The sequence below is a fragment of the Janibacter sp. FSL W8-0316 genome (assembly GCF_038004165.1).
Lineage (GTDB): Bacteria > Actinomycetota > Actinomycetes > Actinomycetales > Dermatophilaceae > Janibacter > Janibacter indicus.
Map to the genome: position 1 here is coordinate 1,527,688 of NZ_JBBOQX010000001.1, position 19,836 is coordinate 1,547,523.

Genomic DNA, 19,836 nt, shown 5'->3' on the forward strand with positions numbered 1-19,836 from the left:
CGCACGGTCACCGCCCGACTGCGTCCTCGAGCACGGCGACGAGGGGCTTCGGCGCCCGGTCGAGGTCGAGCGCCTCGACGAGCAGACTCGCGTAGCGGGCCTTGCGGCCCGACTGCGAGGTGAGGAAGCGGCGCAGCACCTCCTCACGGGTCCACCCCCGCTGGGAGGGCATCTGCGCCAGCAGACGGAGCGAGGTGGCCTCCCCCGCGGCCTCGATGACGGCCTGGGCACCGTCGGGGCCGACCGCGCGCAGCAGCTCGTCCTCGAGATCGCGGTCGCACGCGTGGAACCCGACCTCGGCCAGCTCGATGTCCGCCGACCCGACGCCGCCGGTGACGAGGACGCCGGCGGCGAGCAGCCCCCTTCGCACGTGGTGCTCCTCGGGGACGTCGTAGAGACCGGCGAGGGCCAGGCCCCGACCGTGCGGGCCGTCGCGCAGCGCGTGGCTGCGCAGGTTGGTGATGCCGCCCATGGCGTGCTCACCCCACCATTGGGCGCCGAACGCGCCTGCGGCGCCAGCGGATTATCGTCGCGGCCATGACCGCCGAGCACCCGCCCCGCCTCGACGCCGACCGGCTGCGCCGCGTCGTGCTCGTCGTGGCCCTGATCAACTTCGTCTACTTCTTCGTGGAGTTCACCGTCGCCCTGCTCGCCGGGTCGGTCTCCCTGCTCGCGGACAGCGTCGACTTCCTCGAGGACACGGCGATCAACCTGCTGATCTTCATCGCGCTCGGGTGGCCCCTCGCCCGCCGGGCGCTCATGGGCAAGGCGATGGCCCTCGTCATCCTCGGGCCCGCCGCCGTGGCGGGCGTGGCGGCGATCCGCCGCTTCGCCGACCCGGTGGCCCCGGACGTCCTGCTCGTCGTCCTCGCCTCGCTCGGTGCCATCGCGGTCAACGGCACGAGCGGGTGGCTGCTCGCCGGGGTGCGTCACGCGGGCGGGTCGCTGAGCCGCGCCGCCTTCCTCTCCGCGCGCAACGACGTGCTCGTCAACATCGCGGTCATCGCGATGGCCGGCATCACCCTGTGGACCGCGTCGGGCTGGCCCGACCTCGTCCTGGGCTGCCTGATCATCCTCATCGCGCTGCACGCGGCGTGGGAGGTGTGGGAGGTCAGCGAGGAGGAGCGCCTGGCGGCCAAGGCCCTTGCGGGAGAGGAGATCGACTGACCTCGTCCGGTCGCGATCAGTCGCGGCGTCGGACCTCGTCCACGCCGACGAGCCACGCGTAGCTGCGGGAGGAGCGGCTGTAGCGGCCACCGGTGCGCTCCTGGTACTCGCGGAGCACGGCGAAGCCGTCCGTCGAGACATCGGCCCCCGGCGAGAGGTCGTCATCGGTCTCGGCGACGAGCTCGGCCGTGCGGGTGTCGACGATGCGGAAGGAGCTCTCGGCCGCGTCGCTGAAGAGCTTGTCGGCAGACCGGAAGAAGACGATGAGTCGACCTCGCGGATCGTTGGTGGAGATGCGGTAGCCGTCGGGCACCTCGACCTCACCGACCACCTGGTCCGCCAGGGCATCGCGCAGGGTGAGGGTGTCCTCGGCGCGCGAGATCTCGAAGCGATCGTGCACGACCGACCCACCGTCCGGCACCTGCTGCGACTTCTCGACCGGAGGTGCGTCGACGGTGACGAAGCGGTCACCGTCGAGCAGCCTGACGCTGTCGCCGCACCGCACGAGCGGGGTGGCCTCCGCGGCGAGCCGCCCACCCGAGTCACCGGGGTTGTCCAGTCGCGCTCCGCGGCACGACGTGCGCGCCACGTCCTTCCCGGACCGAAGGGAGGTGACCGTCACCTCGTCGCCCTGCCGGTGGATCGCCTCGTCATCGCGCACGAGGACCCGGCCACGGGGTGCGTCCGGCCAGGTCCGTGCGATCTTGCCGGTGTCGAGGTCGAGCGCCTGGGTCGTCTGCTCGTCGGGGGTGATGAGGACGTATCGCTGCTCGGGCAAGCCATGGGGGTAGAGCGTGGCCAGGTCCGTGTCGCAGCCGGTCTCGGTGTCGTGGCTCCACGTGACGCTCGCGTCCTCGAGCGCCACCCCGGAGACGACGATCCGGCCCCCGGGGACGTCCTCCCCGAGTCGGGCCTCGTCGCTCGTCGACATGCACGAGATCACGGCGACGTGGCGCGTCGAGAGGCCGATGACCTCGCCCTCGCCCCCGGGCCGGACCTCCTTGTCACCGTGGGCGACGAGTAGGTCGGTGGCCCGGGCCTCGGCCAGGCCGCTCTCGCGTTCGACGCGTACGTCCCCGCCGAGCGTGGTGACGACAGCACCCTCGGAGGTCAGCACGGCGCTGCCGAAGGCACTGCCCTGCTCCCACCGCTCCCCCGTCGGCGCGTGCTCCACCCAGTCGCCGTCGTCGTCGCCGTAGGCGAACCAGCCGTTGGGCCCGATGCTCAGGCTGTACGAGCGGTCCTTGGTGAAGTAGTGGACGCGGCTGTCGATCCCGCTGCTGCCGCTGAACCCTCCCCGGAGGAGGAAGGCGACGACGAGCAGGACGACCACCCCGGCGGCGAGGAGCGCCAGCACGAGCTTCGTGATGTCGGCCCTCTTGCTCGGGGTGCTGCTCATCGCTCGTCCTTCGTCGTCGCGACCCACAGTCGTGTCCCCTCGATCTCCTCGTCGTCCGCCTCGACGAGGATCACGCCGTCGGGCGACACGTCGGCCCCGCTGCGCATGACGCCGTTGGTCCGCACGACGAGGTCACCGGTCCGGATGTCGAAGGCCAGGTAGGTCCCTCGCGGACGCTTACCTCCCGTGTCGAACTCGACGAAGGTGATCAGCCGGCCCACCGGTCCGAAGGCGCCGAGGGAGAGGTCCTCGGGCACCTCGAGCACCCCGATCTCCTTGTCCTGCAGGCCGTCCCGCAGAGTGACCTTGTCTCCGTCGCGCTCGAGCAGGTAGCGACCGTGGGCGACCTCCTGCCCGTCGGGCAGGAGTTCACCCGTCTGCGCCGGCGGGGCGTCGATCTCGACGAAGGCGTCGTCCCGGACCACGTGGACGCTGTCGCGGCAGGTGACGAAGGGGGTGACCTCCGGCGCCAGCTGTTGCGTGATCTCGTCCGGTCGGCCCGGGGAGGCCCGCGGGCACTCCACCCGGGTGATCTCCTTGCCGGTGCGCAGGGAGCGCCAGGCGACCGTCTCGTCTCCCTCGCGCACGAGCGCCTTGTCCCCGCTGATGACGATGTCCCGTCGAGGGCTCCCCGATCGCTCCAGCGCGCTCTCGCCCGTCGCGACGTCGACGACGACCTGGTGGTCCTCGTCCACCTCCACGAGTGCGTACTGCTGCGCGGGCATCGTCCGGGGCTTGCCCAGCTGCAGCGCGTCGGGGCCGCACTCCAGCCCGATGTCGCGGACCCAGTTGATCGCCGCGTCGTCGAGCGAGAGCCCGGCGAGCACCGCCGAGCCGCCCTCGACCTCTTCGTTGAGGCGCGCCGGCGACGGCGCCAGACAGGTCATGACGACGACCTGCTGCTCGCCCATCGCGACGACCTCGACGTTCTCCCCGCCCCACAGGTCGTCGTCGCCGAACTCGTCGGCGATCTCCTTCGTCGTCCGCGTGCTCGTCGACCCCTCCCGCTGCACGAGCACCTTGGCCTCGTCAGGTTGCACGACGACCCCGTCCTGCGAGATCGACATCTGCGAGGCGAGGTCGCCGATCGTCCACGACTCGCCCGTGCGCACGTTGCGCGCGACGTAGTCGCCTCCGTCACCGGGGTGGGTCAGCCATCCGTTGGGCCCCAGCTGGATCGCCAGGTCCTCGCTGTCCCAGACGACGTTGCCCTCGACCTCGGGCGGGTCGTCGCCGCCGAAGATCCCGCCGAGCCCACCGGGGACGAAGGAGAGGACACCCGCGCAGAACATCCCGACGAGGACGAGCACCCCGACGACCTTAAGCATGAAGATACCGGTGCGCGGTCCGGTCTGCGGCGACAGGTCATGGGGTGCGGTCACGGCGCCATTGTGGCCGACCGCGCCAGCACGTGCGCACCCTCCCGTGGGGGGGCGGGAATGCGGCGGGGACCTCCCTTCGTTAGGGTGGTTGAATCATCAATAAACAGCCTCACCATCACCGGAGTGAACGCATGAAGATCGGCATCATCGTCGGGTCCGTCCGCCAGGGTCGCGCTGCGAGCGCTGTCGCGCAGTGGGTGAAGTCCGTCGCCGAGCGCACCGAGGACGTGACCTTCGAGGTCGTCGAGCTGTCCGAGTTCGACCTGCCGCTGCTCACCTCCGCGACCGTGCCGGGCATGGCGAACCGCGCCTACGACGACGAGCGCGTCGTCCGCTGGGGCCAGGCCATCGACTCCTACGACGGCTTCATCTTCGTCACCCCGGAGTACAACCACTCCATCCCCGGCGCCTTCAAGAACGCCTTCGACTCCCTCGCCCCCGAGTGGATGGGCAAAACCGTCGGCTTCGTCTCCTACGGCGCCGACAACGGCGTGCGCGCGGTCGAGCACTGGCGCACCATCGTCGCCAACTTCCAGATGCACGCGGTGCGTCAGCAGGTCTCGCTGAGCCTGTTCACCGAGTTCGGCGACAACGGCCTGCAGCTCGAGGAGCGTCGCGAGGGCGAGCTGACCACGCTCGTCGAGCAGCTCACCGACGCCACCCGCAAGTTCGTGCTCGCCGACGAGCTCGCCGGCGCCACGCGCTGACCCTCCCGGCCACGACGACGGCCCCGGACCCTCCACCGGTCCGGGGCCGTGCGCGTCCGTGGACCGGACAACCGCTCCCCGGGTAGGAGTCGAACCTACGTCGCTAGTCCTGATTCAAAGTCAGGCGGGCCCTGCCGGCAGACCAACCGGGGAACGCCGCCGAGGCGGCTCCGGTCAGGGTAGTCGACGCCTCCGCCCCCTTCGTCATCGACAATGGAAGCCATGAGCGAGCAGGCACCCGAGGAGAGCCCCACGCCCCGACGCGCGCGGATGACCGCCGCGGCCCGGCGCGAGCAGCTCGTCGCGGTGGGCCGTCAGGTCTTCGCCGCGAAGGGGGTCGACGGCACCTCCGTCGAGGAGATCGCCGCGACAGCGGCCGTCTCCAAGCCGGTGGTCTACGAGCACTTCGGTGGCAAGGAGGGCCTCTACGCCGTCGTCGTCGACCGTGAGCTACGGGCCCTGACCGACGGCGTGACCGCCTCGCTGACCGCCGGCGGCAGCGACCGCGAGACGATCGAGCGCGCGGCGCTGGCCCTGCTCGACTACATCGAGGGCTCGCCAGACGGGTTCCGGATCCTCGTGCGCGATGTCAGCGGCACGGCGCCATCCGGAACGTATGCCTCGCTCCTGTCGGACGTGGCCGCCGAGGTGGCCGACGTGCTGTCGGACGCCTTCGAGCAGCGCGAGCTCGAGAGCCGCTACGCGCCGATGTACGCCCAGATGCTCGTCGGCCTGGTCTCGCTCACCGGTCAGTGGTGGCTCGAGACCCGCACCCCTTCCAAGGAGGTCGTCGCGGCGCACATGGTCAACCTCGCGTGGAACGGCCTGTCCGGTCTCGACCCGCACGTCAGCATCACCCCCGACGACTGACCCGGGTCCCCCCTCCGGACGTCCCCAGTGCGCGCAGGTTGGGAGCGTTGATGCCACCTGGCTGCCCATCTCCGGGCATCCAGGTGGCACCAACGCCGCCCGGTGACGTCAACGCCGTCAGATGGTGTCCGCAGGGCCCAGGGCCTTGTACGGTTCCGTCCCCCCCTCCCCAGGTCAGGCCTGCTGGAGCTCTCGGTCGCCGGCTCGGGACCACACACCTCCACGTGCTGCGAGGGCCGGCGGTTTGGGGATCTCGGGCATCCCGACGACGCTCAGGCCTTGTGCCCCACTGCGAAGACCCGCCGGAAGGCGAGCAGGACGCCAGCAGGGGTGCGCGGGTAGGCGGCAGTGAGCCGGTCGGCGTAGGCGGCAAGGAAGGCCTCGCGCTCGCCCTCGTCCTCGAGCACCTCGAGCATCGGGCGCAGCCCGGTGCCGCTCACCCAGTCGAGCACCGGGTTGTCGCTCTCGCCGGCGGGGTCGAGCACGTGCGTGTAGGTCGTCTCCCAGGCGTCGACGGCGAGGCCGCCCGCGGTGAGCACCTGCAGGTAGGTCGAGGGGTCGCCAGCGCCGTAGCGCTTGCTCGCCGCCTCGAGCTCGCCGCTGCGCGGGTGGTCGACGGCGGTCTCGCGCATGAGCGCGTGCGTGGGGGCGTCGAAGTTGCCCGGCACCTGCAGGGCGAACCACCCGTCCGCCGCCAGCGCGTCGACCCAGGTCTCGATGAGCGGCAGGTGCCGCGGAACCCACTGCAGCGCAGCATTGCTCACGATGACGTCCGGGGCTGCCCCCAGGCTCGCGATGTCCCAGTCGGCCAGGTCGGCCTGCACCCACTCGACCCGCCCGTCGGTGTCGAGGGCACGCGCCGCGTCGAGCATCTCGGCGCTGCTGTCGACCCCGACGACCCGTGCCTGCGGCCACCGCTCGGTGAGCGAGAGCGTGAGCGGGCCGTTGCCGCACCCCAGGTCGACGACGAGCCGCGGCTCCTGCGCGGCGACTCGCGCCATGAGGTCGAAGAAGGGGCGGGCTCGCTCGTCGGAGAACTGGCCGTACCGGGTCGGGTCCCACGTCGTCATCAGTGCTTTCCTCCTGCCTCGGGTCCGAGCAGCCTAGCCGCCGATCCCCAGTTCGTCTCGACATCAAGATTCATGACCGCAGGTATTCTTGACGGATGAGCAGCCGCCACGACCCGTCCGACGACGTCGACGCCATCGTCGAGGCCTGGCGACGCGAGCGCCCCGACCTCGACGTCGAGCCGCTCCACGTCTTCTCCCGCGTCTCCCGGCTGGCCCGGTTGCTCGATCTCGACCGCACGAGCGCCTTCGCCCGGCACGAGCTCGAGGGCTGGGAGTTCGACGTGCTCTCCGCGCTGCGTCGCGCCGGTCAGCCCTACCAGCTCTCCCCCGGTCGCCTCGTCCAGGAGACGCTCGTGACCTCGGGGACGATGACCAACCGCATCGACCGCCTCGCCACCAAGGGCTGGGTCGAGCGACTCCGTTCGCCCACCGACCGCCGAGGCGTCATCGTCCGCCTCACGCAGGTGGGCCAGGCGGCGGTCGACGCGGCGATGGCCGACCTGCTCTCCCGCGAGGGCGAGCTCCTCGACGACATGTCGACCGACGAGCGCGCGGCGCTCACCCGCGCCCTCAAGCGCCTGCTCGCCCCCTTCGAGGCCTGAGCGGGCTCCCCTCCGCTCGGGCTCAGCCGACGAGCTCGGCGCACTCCAGCCACTCGAGCTCGAGCACCTCTTTTTCCTCCGCGAGCTCGCCGAGCGTCGCGTTGAGCTCCGCGAGCCGCGTGTGGTCGTGCACCGACTCGGCCATCTCGTGGTGCAGCTTGTCCTCGCGGGCGGCCACCTTGGCCAGCTGCTTCTCGATCCGGGCCATCGCCTTGCGTGCCTCGCGCTGCGTCGCCGGGTCCACGCTCGGCTCCGCCGATGACGAAGGGGGACCATCTGCCCCCTTCGTCGTGGTCGCCGTGGCCTGCGCCACCACGTCACGGGCACCGGTGGTGCCGGCCTGCGCGGCGCGCAGCCGCAGGTACTCGTCGACACCGCCGGGCACGTGCCGCAGCCGGCCGTCGAGGATCGCGTACTGCTGGTCGGTGACCCGCTCGAGCAGGTAGCGGTCGTGGGAGATGACGATGAGCGTGCCCGGCCACGAGTCGAGCAGGTCCTCCATCGCCGCGAGCATGTCGGAGTCGACGTCGTTGGTCGGCTCGTCGAGGGCGATGACATTGGGCTCGTCGAGGAGCAGGAGCAGCAGCTGCAGGCGCCTCTTCTGACCGCCGGAGAGGTCGTCGACGCGCGCCGACAGGTGCTCGCGGGCAAAGCCGAGCCGCTCGAGCAGCTGCGCCGGCGTGTGGTCGCGTCCCTCGATGGTGAAGGTCGTCTTCGTGCGGGCGAGCACCTCGCGCACCCGGTCGGAACCGATGCTCGCCAGCTGCGAGAACTGCTGGTCGAGGAAGCCGAACTTCACCGTCTTGCCGCGCTTGACCCGCCCGCTCGTCGGCGCGATCGTCCCGGCGACGAGCCCCAGGAGGGTCGACTTGCCGGCGCCGTTGGCGCCGAGGATCCCGGTGCGCTCGCCCGGCGCGATGCGCCAGGTGATGTTGCGCAGGATCGTGCGGTCGCCGAAGCTCACGCCCGCGTCCTCGAGGTCGATGACGTCCTTGCCCAGACGGGCGACGGCCATCCGCTGCAGCTCGATGGGGTTGCGCACCGGGGGCACGTCCTCGATGAGCTGGTTGGCGGCGTCGATGCGGAACTTCGGCTTCGAGGTGCGCGCCGGGGCGCCACGACGCAGCCAGGCGAGCTCCTTGCGCATGAGGTTCTGGCGCTTCTGCTCGGTCGCGGCAGCGATGCGGTCGCGCTCGACGCGCTGGAGGACGTAGGCGGCGTAGCCGCCCTCGAAGGGCTCGACGATGCCGTCGTGGACCTCCCAGGTCTCGGTGCACACCTCGTCGAGGAACCACCGGTCGTGGGTGATGACGAGCAGGCCGCCCGACGTGCGCGCCCACCGTCGCTTGAGGTGCTCGGCGAGCCACGAGATGCCCTCGACGTCGAGGTGGTTGGTCGGCTCGTCGAGGGCGATGAGGTCCCACTCGCCGACCAGGAGCGCGGCGAGCGCCACCCGGCGGCGCTGGCCGCCGGAGAGCTCGCCGACGAGCGCGTCCCACGGCACGTCGGCGACGAGGCCGCCGATGACGTCACGCACGCGCGCGTCGCCGGCCCACTCGTGCTCGGGCCGGTCGCCGACGATGCTGTGCCCGACGGTCGCCGTGGGGTCGAGGTCGTCGGTCTGGCCGAGGACACCGAAGCGCACGCCACCACGGCGGGTGATCCGACCGGACTGCGGCTCGATGGTCCCGGCGAGCATGCCGAGCAGGCTCGACTTGCCGTCGCCGTTGCGCCCGACGAGCCCGATCCGGTCGCCCTCCTCGATGCCGAGGCTGACCGAGTCGAAGACGACGCGCGTGGGGTACTCGAGGTGGAGCGACTCGGCTCCGAGGAGGGGCGTGGCCATCAGGACGTGCGCACCGTCGGCAGGACGTGGGCACCCTGGACCGGCCCGGTGGCGCGCAAGACGTCATCGGCGACCCCCGACGCGGTGAGCGCCACGGCGACGTCGATGGCGCCCTCCGCGGACTCGGTGAGGATCGCGACGGTCGGGCCCGACCCGGAGACGATCGCGGCGAGCGCCCCGAAGCCCATGGCGGCCTCGATGACCTCGCCGATGCCCGGCTGCAGCGCGATCGCGTCGGCCTGCAGGTCGTTGTCGAGGACGGGCGCGAGTGCGCTCGGGTCGCCGGCACGCAGCGCGCTCATCAGGGCGGCGCTGGGGTGCGGGTCGTCGAGCCGGGTGCCGGCCGTGCGCTGGTCGAAGGCGGAGTAGACCAGCGGCGTCGACAGCCCACTCGCGGCCGACGGGACGACGACCCAGTGGTACGTCCCCTTCGCCAGGACGGCCGTGACGACCTCGCCGCGGCCCGACCCGACGGCCGTCCCGCCGTGGAGGAGGAAGGGCACGTCGCTGCCGATACCGGCGGCGATCTCCTCGAGCTCCTCCCGCGACAGGGCGGTGCCCCACAGGGCGTCACAGGCGACGAGCGCCGCGGCAGCGTCGGCCGAGCCCCCGGCCATGCCGCCGGCGACAGGGATCTCCTTGTGGATCGACAGGTGGACCGGCTCCTGGCCCCCGGTGTGCTCCGAGAGGGCGAGCGCGGCCTGCAGCGCGAGGTTGGACTCGTCGGTCGGCACCTTGTCGGCGTCACGACCACGGACCGAGCAACCCCAGTCGTCGGCGAGTGCGGCGGTGACGTCGTCGTGCAGGCCGACGGCCTGGTAGACGGTCGAGAGGGCGTGGAAGCCGTCGTCGCGCAGCGGGCCCACGAAGAGCTCGAGGTTGACCTTCGCCGGGGCGCGCACGGTGACGGGCGCGGGCGAGTCGAGGACGGAGGTCATGGCGTCACCCTAGCCATGAGTTCCTCGGTGATCCGCGCGAAGGCCGCCACGTCGAGCTGCTCGCCCCGGGTGCGAGGGTCCACCCCGGCGGCGAGGAGGGCCTGCTCGGCGACCTCACCCGAGCCGGCCACGGAGCGAAGGGAGGCCCGCAGCGTCTTGCGTCGCTGGGCGAAGGCAGCGTCGACGACGGCGAAGACCTGCTCGCGCGTCGCCGCGGTCTGCGGCGGCTCACGGCGCACGAGACGGACCAGCCCGGAGTCGACATTGGGCACCGGCCAGAAGATCGTCCGGGAGACCCGACCCGCGAGGGCCACGTCGGTCCACCAGGCGGCCTTGACGCTCGGGACGCCGTAGGTCTTGCTGCCGGGGCCGGCGGCGAGGCGCTCGGCGACCTCGAGCTGGACCATGACCAGGACGCGCTCGATGCTCGGGAAGGTCTCGAGGAAGTGCAGCACGACCGGCACGGAGATGTTGTAGGGCAGGTTGGCCACGAGGGCGGTGGGCGCCGGCCCGGGCAGCTCGGTCACGGACATCGCGTCGGCGTGGACGACCTCGAGGCGAGCTGCGGCACCGGGCGCCTCCTCGGCGACGGTGCCGGGCAGCGCTGCGGCGAGCACCGGGTCGACCTCGACGGCCGTCACCCGGCCGGCCGCCTCGAGCAGCGCGAGGGTGAGCGACCCGAGGCCGGGGCCGATCTCGACGACATGGTCCTGCGCCGTGACCTCCCCCGCGCGCACGATGCGCCGCACAGTGTTGGCGTCGACGACGAAGTTCTGCCCCCACTGCTTCGTCGGGCGCACCCCGCGGCGCTGCGCCAGCTCGCGGATGCGGGCTGCCCCGAGCAGGCCACCGGGCCCGTCCTCGGGGTGCGTGGGCTGCTCGCTCGTCATGGGGGTGACTCTATGACGACGGGCCCCCACGACCGAGTCGGTCGTGGGGGCCCGTCGTCACCTTCCCCGAGGAGGTCGTCGAGCGACCGTCCCGGGGCGGGGGTCAGGCCGCGTGGGCGCAGCCCCAGGGCTGCAGGCCACGGTCGGCGTAGACGCGGTTGGCCACGGTGATCTGCTCCTCGCGGGTGGCGAGGTCGGCACGCTGGGCGAAGTCCCCTCCGCCGGCGCCGAGCCAGGTCTGGATGTCGAACTGCAGGCCGCCGTAGTAGCCGTTGCCGGAGTTGATCGACCAGTTGCCCGTCGACTCGCACTGGGCGATCCGGTCCCACATCGCGGCGCGCGAGGTGTCGAGGCCGGAGCTGCTCGAGGAGGACGTCGGCTCGGGGGCGGGCGTCGAGGCCTTGGGCGTCGAGGCCTTGGGCGTCGAGGCCTTGGGCGTCGAGGCCTTGGGCGTCGAGGCCTTCGGCTGCGAGGTCGGCTCCGGCGCGGGGGCCGGCTTCGGCTTCGGGGCCGGGCGGGCCTTGGTCCCCTGGCGCACGATCTTGTCGACCGGCTGCTGGGTCACCTTGGTCGAGGTCCGCTTGGAGAAGACGACGTCGCCGTTCTTGTAGGTGAAGCTGTAGGTGGAGGTGCGCGAGCCCGCGCGGCCCTCCTGCTCGACCTTGGTCGTGCCCTCGTAGAGCGAGGAGTCCTGCTTGACGACCGTCTCGAAGGGGATGGCCTCGGTCCGGGTGCCCGGCTTGCGGTTGACGCGGTCCAGGCGGATCGTCATGCCGTCCTTGACGCTGGCGGAGGCGCCCGGCTTGATGAGGTCGTTGCTGTCGTAGCGGACCTCGGCCTGGGTCAGGGCGTCCTCGACCGTGGTGGCCGTGACGGTCGCGGTCGAGCGCTTGCCGCCGACGAGGAGCTTGATCTCCTTGGGGGTGCTCACGCGCAGGTCCAGGCCCTTGCGGCCGATGGACTGCGAGCGCGAGGCGGAGAGCACCGCGCCGTCGCCGTTGCGGATACCCAGCTGCTTGAGCGCGTCGCCGACCGTGGTGGCGGTCGTCCAGTACTCGCGCTCCTTGCCGTCCACGGTGACCGTCAGCTTGCGGCCGTAGCGCACGACGATGGTCTGGCCGTCGTCGACGGGGCTGTCGGCGGAGGGCGTGACGACGTCGTGGGGGCCCAGGTCGATGCCCTGCTTGTCGAGGACGTCACCGACGGTGCCGCCGAAGGCGTGGACGGTGGACTTCTCGCCGTCGACCGACAGGGCGACGGACTTGTCCATGACGACGACGCCCGAGACGCCGAGCGCCAGGGCGCCGACGACGCCGGCCTGGGTGATGCGACGGATCGCGGGTGAACTCACGGTGCTCCGATGTTTGAAACTCCCGGGCACCGGTGGGTCCGCGCACGGGGACCCAAGGAAGGCGGGCACCTGTGTCAGCGAAAAGATCAGGGGAAACCGGCCCCGGCCAACAGCGGACTACCTTGCCCGACAGGTCACGCAAAGGTCAAGTTTTGATAACGGGCGGCGCTATGACGTCTGCCACGAGCCGTAGACCCGCTCGCTGTTGGCCGAGATCGCCGAGCACATCGTCGGCACGTCGACGCCCAGCGTGCGGGCCATGACGCGCACCGTGTGGGGCAGCAGGTAGGGGGCGTTGGCGCGGCCCCGCTCGGGCGTCGGGGTGAGGTAGGGGGCATCGGTCTCGGCGAGGACCTGCTCGAGGGGGGTGTGCGCGAGCGCCTCGCGCAGACCGGCCGCGCTCTTGAAGGTCACGGTGCCGGCGAAGGAGAGGTGGTAGCCCCGCTGGACGCACTCACGGGCCATCGCGAGGTCACCGCTGAAGCAGTGCAGCACGGTCGTCTCCGGGGCTCCTTCCTCGGCGAGGATGCGCAGGATGTCGTCGTGGCTGTCGCGGTCGTGGATCTGCAGCGCCTTGCCCGTGCGCTTGGCCAGGTCGATATGCCAGCGGAAGGACTCCTGCTGCACGGCGTGCCCGTCGGGCCCGGTGCGGAAGTAGTCGAGGCCCGTCTCGCCGATGGCGCGAACCCGCGGATGTGCCGCCAGCTGCTCGATCTCGTCCCACGCCTCCTGGAGGCGGCCAGCCTCCGCCAGTGCGGGAATCTCGTTGGGGTGCAACGCAACTGCACCGAGCATCGTCGGGTGACGGTCGACCTGGTCGACGGTGAAGCGGGCACTCTCGAGGTCGCAGCCGACCTGCACCACCCGGTCGACCCCGACCGACGCTGCGGTGGCGAGCGCCGCGGCGACGTCCTGCGTGGTCCGCTCGTCACCCCCTTCGGGAGCAATGGCGTCGGCGACGTCACGACGGCGGATGTCGAGGTGCGTGTGGTTGTCGACGACGGCCACCGGCAGCGGGTCGGGGTGCGGCGCGACGCCCTCGCGGTCGCCCATCAGCCCTCCCCCGACATGGCCGCGCGCTCGGTGGCGACGACCTCCTCCGCGTCGAGCTTGACGAAGACCGGGCTCGGCTTGGCGATCGGCGTGCCGACGGTCACCGGGGTCGGCTCCCAGCGGGGGAAGCCCGAGTAGTCGCCGGTGATCACCGGGTAACCGGGGCCACCGTCGAGGTCCTCGACGTCCTCGACGTGCGGCATCGGCACCAGGGCCCCCTCGCCCCCGAGGACCGCGTCGACCCGGTTGGCCGCGTGCGGGAGGAAGGGGGCGAGCAGCAGGTTGCAGTCGCTGACGCACTGGGTGAGCGTGTGCAGCACCGTCGCCAGCCGCTCGCGCTGGTCTTCGCCCTTGAGGCGGAAGGGTTCGGTGTCGGTCACGTACTTGTTGACGTCGCCGACGACTCGCATGACCTCGGCCAGCGCGGCCTTCTGCCGGTGGCGGGCGAGCAGCCCACCGACCTCGTCGAAGGCGGCGGCGACGCGGGCCAGGACCGCCCGGTCGACGTCCTCGAGGTCACCCGGCTGCGGGATCTCGCCGAAGTTCTTGGCGACCATCGACGCGGTGCGGTTGACGAGGTTGCCCCAGCCGGCGACGAGCTCGGAGTTGTTGCGCTGGACGAAGTCCGGCCAGGTGAAGTCGGCATCCTGGTTTTCCGGGCCGGCGGCGCAGATGAAGTAGCGCAGCGGGTCCGGGCCATAGGCCTCGAGGACGTGTCGCACGCCGATGACGTGCCCCCGGCTGGAGGAGAACTGGCGGCTCTCCATCGTCAGGAACTCGCTGGAGACGACCTCGGTCGGGAGGTTGAGCTCGCCGTAGGGGCCGGGCTCGCCCCCCTTTGCCCCCTTGCCGGAGTAGGCGAGCAGCTCTGCCGGCCAGATCTGGCTGTGGAAGGTGATGTTGTCCTTGCCCATGAAGTAGTAGGACAGCGCCTCGGGGTCGTTCCACCACTCGCGCCAACGCTCGGGGTCGCCCTGGCGGCGGGCCCACTCGATGGACGCGGACAGGTAGCCGATGACCGCGTCGAACCACACGTAGAAGCGCTTCGTCGGGTATTTGGTGGCCAGCTCGCCCGGCAGCGGGATGCCCCAGTCGATGTCGCGCGTCATCGCCCGCGGGCGGATGTCGTCGAGGATGTTGAGGCTGAAGCGGATGACATTGGGCCGCCACGTGCCGGTGGCCTCGCGCCCCTGGAGGTACTCGCGCAGGGCATCGGCCAGGGCCGGCAGGTCGAGGAAGAAGTGCTCGGTCTCGCCGAACTGCGGCGTCGAGCCGTCGATCTTGCTGCGCGGCTGCTTGAGGTCGCTCGGCTCGAGCTGGTTGCCGCAGTTGTCGCACTGGTCGCCGCGGGCCTCCTCGTAGCCGCAGATCGGGCAGGTGCCCTCGATGTAGCGGTCGGGCAGGGTGCGGCCGGTACGCGCGTCGAGGGCGACCTGCTGGGTCTGCTCGATGAAGTAGCCGTTGGCCCGGCACTGCTCGAAGAGGTCCTGGACGACCTGGTAGTGGTTGCGCGAGGTGGTGCGCGTGTAGAGGTCGTAGGAGCAGCCGAGGTCGGCCAGCTCGTGGGCGATCGTCGCGTGGTGGGTGTCGACGAGCTCGCGCGCCGTCGTGCCCTGCTTGTCGGCCAGGACGAGGATCGGAGTGCCGTGCTCGTCGGAGCCACTCACCATGAGCACGTCGTGCCCCGCCATGCGCATGTACCTGCTGAAGACGTCGGAGGGGACGCCGAACCCGGCGACGTGGCCGAGGTGGCGCGGTCCGTTGGCATAGGGCCAGGCGACGGCGGAGAGAACCTTCATGACCTCATCCTAGGTTCCCAGCCCACGCCGTCCCGCGCCGCTAGCCTGCCGGGACGAGGTGCGTGAGCACCCGCCGACGAGAGGGGCATCGATGATCGCTGCACTCACCGGGATGGGGCTGAGCGCCGCCGCCGGTCTCAACGCCTACATCCCCTTCATCATCGTCGCGCTGCTCGCCCGCTTCACCGATGCCGTCGTGCTGCCCACGGGCTTCGAGTGGATGGAGTCGTGGTGGGCGATCGGCATCGGCGCGGTGCTGCTCGTCACCGAGATCACCCTCGACAAGGTGCCCGCGGTCGACAGCCTCAACGACGCGGTACAGACCGTGATCCGCCCCGGGATGGGCGGGCTCATGGGCGCCGCCACCGCCGGCGCGAGCACGCTCGACGAGTCGACGTGGATGCAGGAGCACGCCTGGGTCGGGGTCGTGCTCGGCATCGTCGTCGCCGGGCTGGTCCACACCGGCAAGGCGGCCTCCAGACCGGTGATCAACGCCGGCACGGCGGGCTTCGGCGCGCCGGTCGCCTCGACCGCCGAGGACGGCGTCGCCGTGGGCATCGCCCTCGTCGCGATCTTCCTGCCCCTGCTCGTCATCCTCGTGCTCGTCGTCCTCGTGGCGGCGCTGGTCTGGGTGCTCAGCGCGTGGCGCCGGCTGCGCCGGCGACGACAAGCCCGCCTCGCCGCCTGACAGTGATGATGGTGTAGGCGAGTCCCGCAGCGGTCGTCCTGACTCGGCGCCTGACTGACTTCGGGTCTTCAACGGGATCTGTCGGTCGTTCCGCTGCGGGACTCGTGTGCACTCACCGGACGAGGGTGTGTGACCTCATAGGAGCCTGTGCCAGCAGGCACCCATCACTGTCTTGTCCGCTCGCTCGGCTGGTGCGTGCCGCCCCTGACCAGTCGAAGGAGAAGGACGACGATGACCACCATCGCATCAGACAGCTCGAGAGACCAGATCGAGATCGCCGCAGGTGTCGACACCCACCAAGACACCCACACTGTCGCCGCGGTCGATGCGGCCGGCCGGCTACTGGGCCACTCCACGTTCCCAGCCACTGGGGCGGGCTACCACGCCCTGCTGGCCTGGCTACACGACCTCGGGGTGGTTCTGGTCGTCGGGATCGAGGGCACCGGCGCCTATGGCGCCGGCCTGGCCCGCTACCTGAGCAGTCAGGGCATCGAGATGGTCGAGGTGGACCGGCCCGACCGCAGGACCCGACGCAGCGCTGGCAAGTCAGACCCCATCGATGCCGAGGCCGCAGCCCGCGCCGCCCTGGCCCAGGTACGCACTGGCACGCCCAAGGCCCGCGAAGGGAAGGTCGAGGCCTTGCGCAACCTACGCGTGGCACGCCGCAGCGCAGTCGACCAGCGCGCGGACTGCCAACGACGAATCAAGACCCTGATCGTGACCGCACCAGAAGAGCTACGCGCCCGGCTGCGTGTCCTGAGCGACCGAGAGCTGCTGACCACCTGCGCCGCTCTGCGGCCCGACACCGAGCGCGTCAGCGACCCCGAACAGGCAACCAAGGTGGCCCTGCGCAACCTGGCCCGCCGACACGCTGCCCTCGTAGCGGACATCGCCGAGCTCGACGCGCTCATCGAGCCACTGGTCGCCGCGATCAACCCGGATCTGCTCCAGCTGAACGGAGTCGGCGCCGACACCGCCGGACAGCTGCTGGTCACTGCCGGCGAGAACGCTGACCGGCTCCGCTCCGAGGGCGCGTTCGCGATGCTGTGCGGCGTCGCACCGATCCCCGCCTCGTCCGGCAAGATCCACCGCCACCGCCTCAACCGCGGCGGCGACCGGCAAGCAAACGCTGCGCTGTACCGGATCGTTCTCTGCCGCCTGCGCTGGGACCCGCGCACCCAGGCCTACATGCGCCGACGCACTGCCGAAGGACTGTCCAAGAAGGACGTCATCCGCTGCCTCAAACGCCTCATCGCCCGCGAAATGTTCTACGTCATCACCAAGACAGCAACCGACAACCAGACGCTCACCATGGCCGCTTGACATCCATAGGAGCATCCCGGCGCAGCCCGACGCAGGACGCTGTGGTCAGTCGACGTGGACGAAGGCCTCGATGATGCGCCGTCCGACTCCGCGCACATAGGCCTCGCGCTCCTCGACCGGCCGGGTCAGGGCACTGTTGAGCACGCCCTCCATCGCGGCGATGACCGCCTGCGCGCTGGTATCGGCGTCCTCGACCTCGGCGAGGACGAGGATCTGCCGCACGATCCCGTCGATGCGGTCACGGGCCGGGGCCATCGCCGCGGCGATCTCCGGCTGACGGGTCGCCTCCTGGGCCAGCTCGGCCTTGGCCGTCCAGGCGTCGGGCTCATCGAGCCACGAGACGAAGAGGTCGAGCGCTCGCTCGACGAGCCTGACCTCGTCCTCACCGGCCTGCTGCTGCCGACCGAGCTCTTCGATGCTGTCGATGAGGCCGGCCGCGATGAACTCGGTGAGGGCGGTGACCAGGGCCAGCCGCGTGCGGAGGTAGCCCGAGGTGCTCCCCTGCGGCAGCCCGGCCTCGGCGTCGACGGCCCGGTGGGTCAACCCCCGCATGCCACCGGCTGCAACGACCCGGGTCGCGGACTCGAGGATCAACCGCATCCTTGGGGAGAGCTCGGTGCTGTCAGTGACGCTCATCCGGGTCACGCTACCCGCTCCCACGGCCCCGCCAGGGCCGCCCGCGGGGACGCGACCCGGCACCGGACGGCGGAGTTGACGTGACATTTCTACGGGTGTAGTTTTATGAATGTCTTCAACAGATGTAGAAGGGATTGACACCATCATGAGCATCGCCTCCATCACCACCTTCGTCACCGTCTCGCTCGTGCTCGTCGGCCTCGCGCTGGCGCTCCTCCTCGTGACCGTCGGCGTCGCCGCCTTCCAGTTCTTCGCTGCCAACCGTCCGGTGCGCCAGGCCCGTCAGGAGAGCATCCGGACGTACTACCGTCAGGCCGCCTTCAGCTGATCCATCGCTGACGAAGGGAGGACCGCCGCCGTTCCCCCCTTCGCCCCCCGGCCGGGGTCCACGCCGGCGACGACGCCACGGACCCCGCGCCTACGCTGAGGCCATGTCCTCAGCCCCCGAGCCCCTGGCCCCCCGGACGGCCGTCACCGAGACACTTCTCGTCCTCGGGGTCTCCCTGGGCGCCTCGGCCCTGTGGTCGGCCCTGTCGCTGCTGCGCAAACTCACCGCCGACCAGGGGCTGTCCGGTCAGGTCACGTCGATGAACCAGTCCGTGACCCCCGACCAGCCGTGGCTCGACCTGGCCCACCAGCTTGTCGGCATCGGACTGGCGCTGGTGCCGGTCGCCCTCGCCCTGCACCTGCTCGCCCGGCAGCACCGCCGGCCCACCCACCTCATCGGGCTCGACACCCGCGCGCCGGGCCGCGACCTGCTCCAGGGACTCGCCCTCGCCGCGGCGATCGGGATCCCCGGCCTGGGTCTCTACCTCGCCGCCCGCGCCCTCGACCTCAACACGACCATCGCCGCGTCGGACCTGACGCAGGCGTGGTGGACCGTGCCCGTCCTCGTCCTGGCCGCCGGGCAGAACGCCCTGCTCGAAGAGGTCATCATGCTCGGCTACCTCTTCACGAGGTGGCGGGAGGCCGGGTGGTCCCCCGTCGCGATCGTCGTCGCCAGCGCCCTCGTGCGGGGCAGCTACCACCTCTACCAGGGCATCGGCGGCTTCGTCGGCAACATCGCGATGGGGCTGCTGCTCGGCGCGGTCTACCTGAGGGTGCGCCGGGTCATGCCGATGTTCATCGCCCACTGGGTCATCGACATCGTCGCCTTCGTCGGCTACGCGTTGCTCGTCACCCGCGTGGCCTGGCTGTGAGCCCGCGGCTCACAGGTCCTCGTCGCCGAACTCCTTGAGCGTGCGCGCACCCGCCGGGGCCTTCCAGTTCTCCCGGCTGGAACCCCAGTCGCCGAAGCTCAACGTCGTGCGCGCCGGGTAGGTGCCGTAGGTCATCTTCAGCAGCGCAGCATTGCCGTCGGTCGACAGCCACACCTGGCGCTGCTGGTCGTTGCCGCCCTCCTTGCCCGCCTTGTTCAGCTGCAGGAGGTAGGCCCACTCGTCGCCGAGGGCGACCGTGCTCGCCGGGCTGCGGCGGACGTCCTCGGGCGTCAGCCCCACCCCGAAGAAGCTGCTCTTGAGCAGGCGGTGCGGCTTGTACTGCTCGACCGGCGACTGCTGGCGCGGCACCTTGACCCACTCGCCGACCCGCTTGCGCAGCGGGCTGTCGAGCTTGGGCTTGCGGGTGTCGATCCACTGCTGGTCGACCCGCAGGTAGTGGTCCCAGCCGACGACGATGCTCTCCATCGTACCGCCGCCCGGGAGCTCGAGGGTGGTGCGCGAGATGCCCGCGTCCGAGGTGACCTGCTGGGCCAGCCCCGCAGTCGACCCCTCCGCGTGGATCTTCATCTGCATGTCCCGCTCGGTGTCGTGCAGGGTGCCGCGGATCGTCACCGACGACGCAGCGTCCATGTAGGTGCGCATGCCGTCAGCCAGGGCCACCGGGTCCGGCGTCTGGGGCTTGGGGCCGGTCGGGTCCCCGCTCGGCGAGGTCGACGACGATGCGGTGGCATCGTCCGTCGGTGTCGGCGTCAGCGTCTCCACCGGCTCCCCCGAGCTCGAAGGGGATGCCTGCCCGGGCAGCAGGGCACACCCGGAGACGGACAGCGCCACGGCGCCGGCCAGCAGCAGGCTGGCGCGGCGCCGTGGCGCGTGGTCACGCGCAGTCATGACGATC

At 71.1% G+C, this 19,836-nt stretch carries 20 protein-coding genes and 1 tRNA gene; 8 read left to right on the plus strand and 13 right to left on the minus strand.

Features of this window, described 5'->3' with window-relative positions:
* Positions 1-7: 7 nt before the first annotated feature.
* A complete protein-coding gene (locus tag NYE39_RS07470) occupies positions 8-472 on the minus strand; it encodes an ATP-dependent endonuclease (RefSeq protein ID WP_341012286.1) in 465 nt (154 codons plus the stop codon).
* 65 nt (positions 473-537) lie between these two features.
* Here NYE39_RS07470 and NYE39_RS07475 point away from each other — a divergent pair, with 65 nt between their 5' ends.
* Positions 538-1,167 carry a cation transporter gene (locus NYE39_RS07475; RefSeq protein WP_341012287.1) on the plus strand — a complete coding sequence of 210 codons (630 nt, stop codon included), beginning with the start codon at positions 538-540 and terminating at the stop codon, positions 1,165-1,167.
* 16 nt (positions 1,168-1,183) lie between these two features.
* On the opposite strand, the gene NYE39_RS07480 is transcribed toward NYE39_RS07475, so the two are convergent.
* Positions 1,184-2,566 carry a hypothetical protein gene (locus tag NYE39_RS07480; RefSeq protein WP_341012288.1) on the minus strand — a complete coding sequence of 461 codons (1,383 nt, stop codon included), beginning with the start codon at positions 2,564-2,566 and terminating at the stop codon, positions 1,184-1,186.
* Positions 2,563-3,948: a hypothetical protein gene (locus NYE39_RS07485; RefSeq protein ID WP_341012289.1), complete on the minus strand. Its 1,386-nt coding sequence runs from the start codon at positions 3,946-3,948 to the stop codon at positions 2,563-2,565. Before NYE39_RS07485 ends, NYE39_RS07480 begins: the two co-directional genes overlap by 4 nt.
* A 131-nt stretch (positions 3,949-4,079) precedes the next feature.
* On the opposite strand from NYE39_RS07485, the gene NYE39_RS07490 reads away from it, so the two are divergent.
* Positions 4,080-4,655, plus strand: a complete 576-nt coding sequence (locus NYE39_RS07490; protein WP_341012290.1) for an NADPH-dependent FMN reductase — start codon at positions 4,080-4,082, stop codon at positions 4,653-4,655.
* Between the two features lie 74 nt (positions 4,656-4,729).
* On the opposite strand, the gene NYE39_RS07495 is transcribed toward NYE39_RS07490, so the two are convergent.
* Positions 4,730-4,808 (minus strand) — tRNA-Gln (locus NYE39_RS07495).
* Positions 4,809-4,877: 69 nt separating this feature from the next.
* On the opposite strand from NYE39_RS07495, the gene NYE39_RS07500 reads away from it, so the two are divergent.
* Positions 4,878-5,525: a TetR/AcrR family transcriptional regulator gene (locus NYE39_RS07500; protein ID WP_341012291.1), complete on the plus strand. Its 648-nt coding sequence runs from the start codon at positions 4,878-4,880 to the stop codon at positions 5,523-5,525.
* Positions 5,526-5,797: 272 nt separating this feature from the next.
* Here NYE39_RS07500 and NYE39_RS07505 read toward each other — a convergent pair whose 3' ends face one another.
* A complete protein-coding gene (locus NYE39_RS07505) occupies positions 5,798-6,595 on the minus strand; it encodes a methyltransferase domain-containing protein (protein WP_192910745.1) in 798 nt (265 codons plus the stop codon).
* A gap of 95 nt (positions 6,596-6,690) precedes the next feature.
* Between NYE39_RS07505 and NYE39_RS07510 the strand changes: the two genes are divergently transcribed.
* Entirely contained in the window at positions 6,691-7,197 is a 507-nt protein-coding gene (locus tag NYE39_RS07510) for a MarR family winged helix-turn-helix transcriptional regulator (protein WP_341012292.1), read from the plus strand.
* Between the two features lie 22 nt (positions 7,198-7,219).
* Here NYE39_RS07510 and NYE39_RS07515 read toward each other — a convergent pair whose 3' ends face one another.
* The 6 genes from NYE39_RS07515 to metG form a co-directional block, all read right to left on the minus strand.
* Entirely contained in the window at positions 7,220-9,043 is a 1,824-nt protein-coding gene (locus tag NYE39_RS07515; RefSeq protein WP_341012293.1) for an ABC-F family ATP-binding cassette domain-containing protein, read from the minus strand.
* On the minus strand, positions 9,043-9,981 hold the full coding sequence (locus NYE39_RS07520) for a 4-(cytidine 5'-diphospho)-2-C-methyl-D-erythritol kinase (RefSeq protein WP_341012294.1): 939 nt from the start codon (positions 9,979-9,981) through the stop codon (positions 9,043-9,045). Before NYE39_RS07520 ends, NYE39_RS07515 begins: the two co-directional genes overlap by 1 nt.
* Positions 9,978-10,871: a 16S rRNA (adenine(1518)-N(6)/adenine(1519)-N(6))-dimethyltransferase RsmA gene (rsmA, locus tag NYE39_RS07525; RefSeq protein WP_341012295.1), complete on the minus strand. Its 894-nt coding sequence runs from the start codon at positions 10,869-10,871 to the stop codon at positions 9,978-9,980. The genes NYE39_RS07520 and rsmA overlap by 4 nt, the downstream gene beginning before the upstream one ends.
* Before the next feature lie 103 nt (positions 10,872-10,974).
* On the minus strand, positions 10,975-12,222 hold the full coding sequence (locus NYE39_RS07530) for a ubiquitin-like domain-containing protein (RefSeq protein ID WP_341012296.1): 1,248 nt from the start codon (positions 12,220-12,222) through the stop codon (positions 10,975-10,977).
* A gap of 168 nt (positions 12,223-12,390) precedes the next feature.
* A complete protein-coding gene (locus NYE39_RS07535; protein ID WP_072625379.1) occupies positions 12,391-13,275 on the minus strand; it encodes a TatD family hydrolase in 885 nt (294 codons plus the stop codon).
* Positions 13,275-15,074 (minus strand): methionine--tRNA ligase, encoded by a 1,800-nt coding sequence (gene metG, locus NYE39_RS07540; protein ID WP_072625380.1) that lies wholly within the window; start codon positions 15,072-15,074, stop codon positions 13,275-13,277. The genes NYE39_RS07535 and metG overlap by 1 nt, the downstream gene beginning before the upstream one ends.
* 91 nt (positions 15,075-15,165) lie before the next feature.
* Here metG and NYE39_RS07545 point away from each other — a divergent pair, with 91 nt between their 5' ends.
* Complete coding sequence (locus tag NYE39_RS07545; RefSeq protein WP_072625381.1) at positions 15,166-15,762, plus strand: DUF4126 domain-containing protein; 597 nt, start codon at positions 15,166-15,168, stop codon at positions 15,760-15,762.
* A 231-nt stretch (positions 15,763-15,993) separates the two neighbouring features.
* On the plus strand, positions 15,994-17,085 hold the full coding sequence (locus tag NYE39_RS07550; protein ID WP_072624885.1) for an IS110 family transposase: 1,092 nt from the start codon (positions 15,994-15,996) through the stop codon (positions 17,083-17,085).
* 45 nt (positions 17,086-17,130) lie between these two features.
* Here the strand turns inward: NYE39_RS07550 and NYE39_RS07555 are convergent, their stop codons facing one another.
* On the minus strand, positions 17,131-17,721 hold the full coding sequence (locus NYE39_RS07555) for a TetR/AcrR family transcriptional regulator (RefSeq protein WP_125932858.1): 591 nt from the start codon (positions 17,719-17,721) through the stop codon (positions 17,131-17,133).
* Positions 17,722-17,866: 145 nt separating this feature from the next.
* Between NYE39_RS07555 and NYE39_RS07560 the strand changes: the two genes are divergently transcribed.
* Together NYE39_RS07560 and NYE39_RS07565 are read left to right on the plus strand one after the other, a co-directional pair.
* Positions 17,867-18,049 carry a hypothetical protein gene (locus tag NYE39_RS07560; protein ID WP_072625383.1) on the plus strand — a complete coding sequence of 61 codons (183 nt, stop codon included), beginning with the start codon at positions 17,867-17,869 and terminating at the stop codon, positions 18,047-18,049.
* Positions 18,050-18,152: 103 nt separating this feature from the next.
* The gene (locus tag NYE39_RS07565) at positions 18,153-18,920 is read left to right on the plus strand and encodes a CPBP family intramembrane glutamic endopeptidase (protein WP_072625384.1); all 768 of its coding nucleotides are present in this window, start codon (positions 18,153-18,155) and stop codon (positions 18,918-18,920) included.
* Between the two features lie 9 nt (positions 18,921-18,929).
* On the opposite strand, the gene NYE39_RS07570 is transcribed toward NYE39_RS07565, so the two are convergent.
* Positions 18,930-19,829 carry a hypothetical protein gene (locus NYE39_RS07570; protein ID WP_072625385.1) on the minus strand — a complete coding sequence of 300 codons (900 nt, stop codon included), beginning with the start codon at positions 19,827-19,829 and terminating at the stop codon, positions 18,930-18,932.
* Between the last annotated feature and the right edge of the window lie 7 nt (positions 19,830-19,836).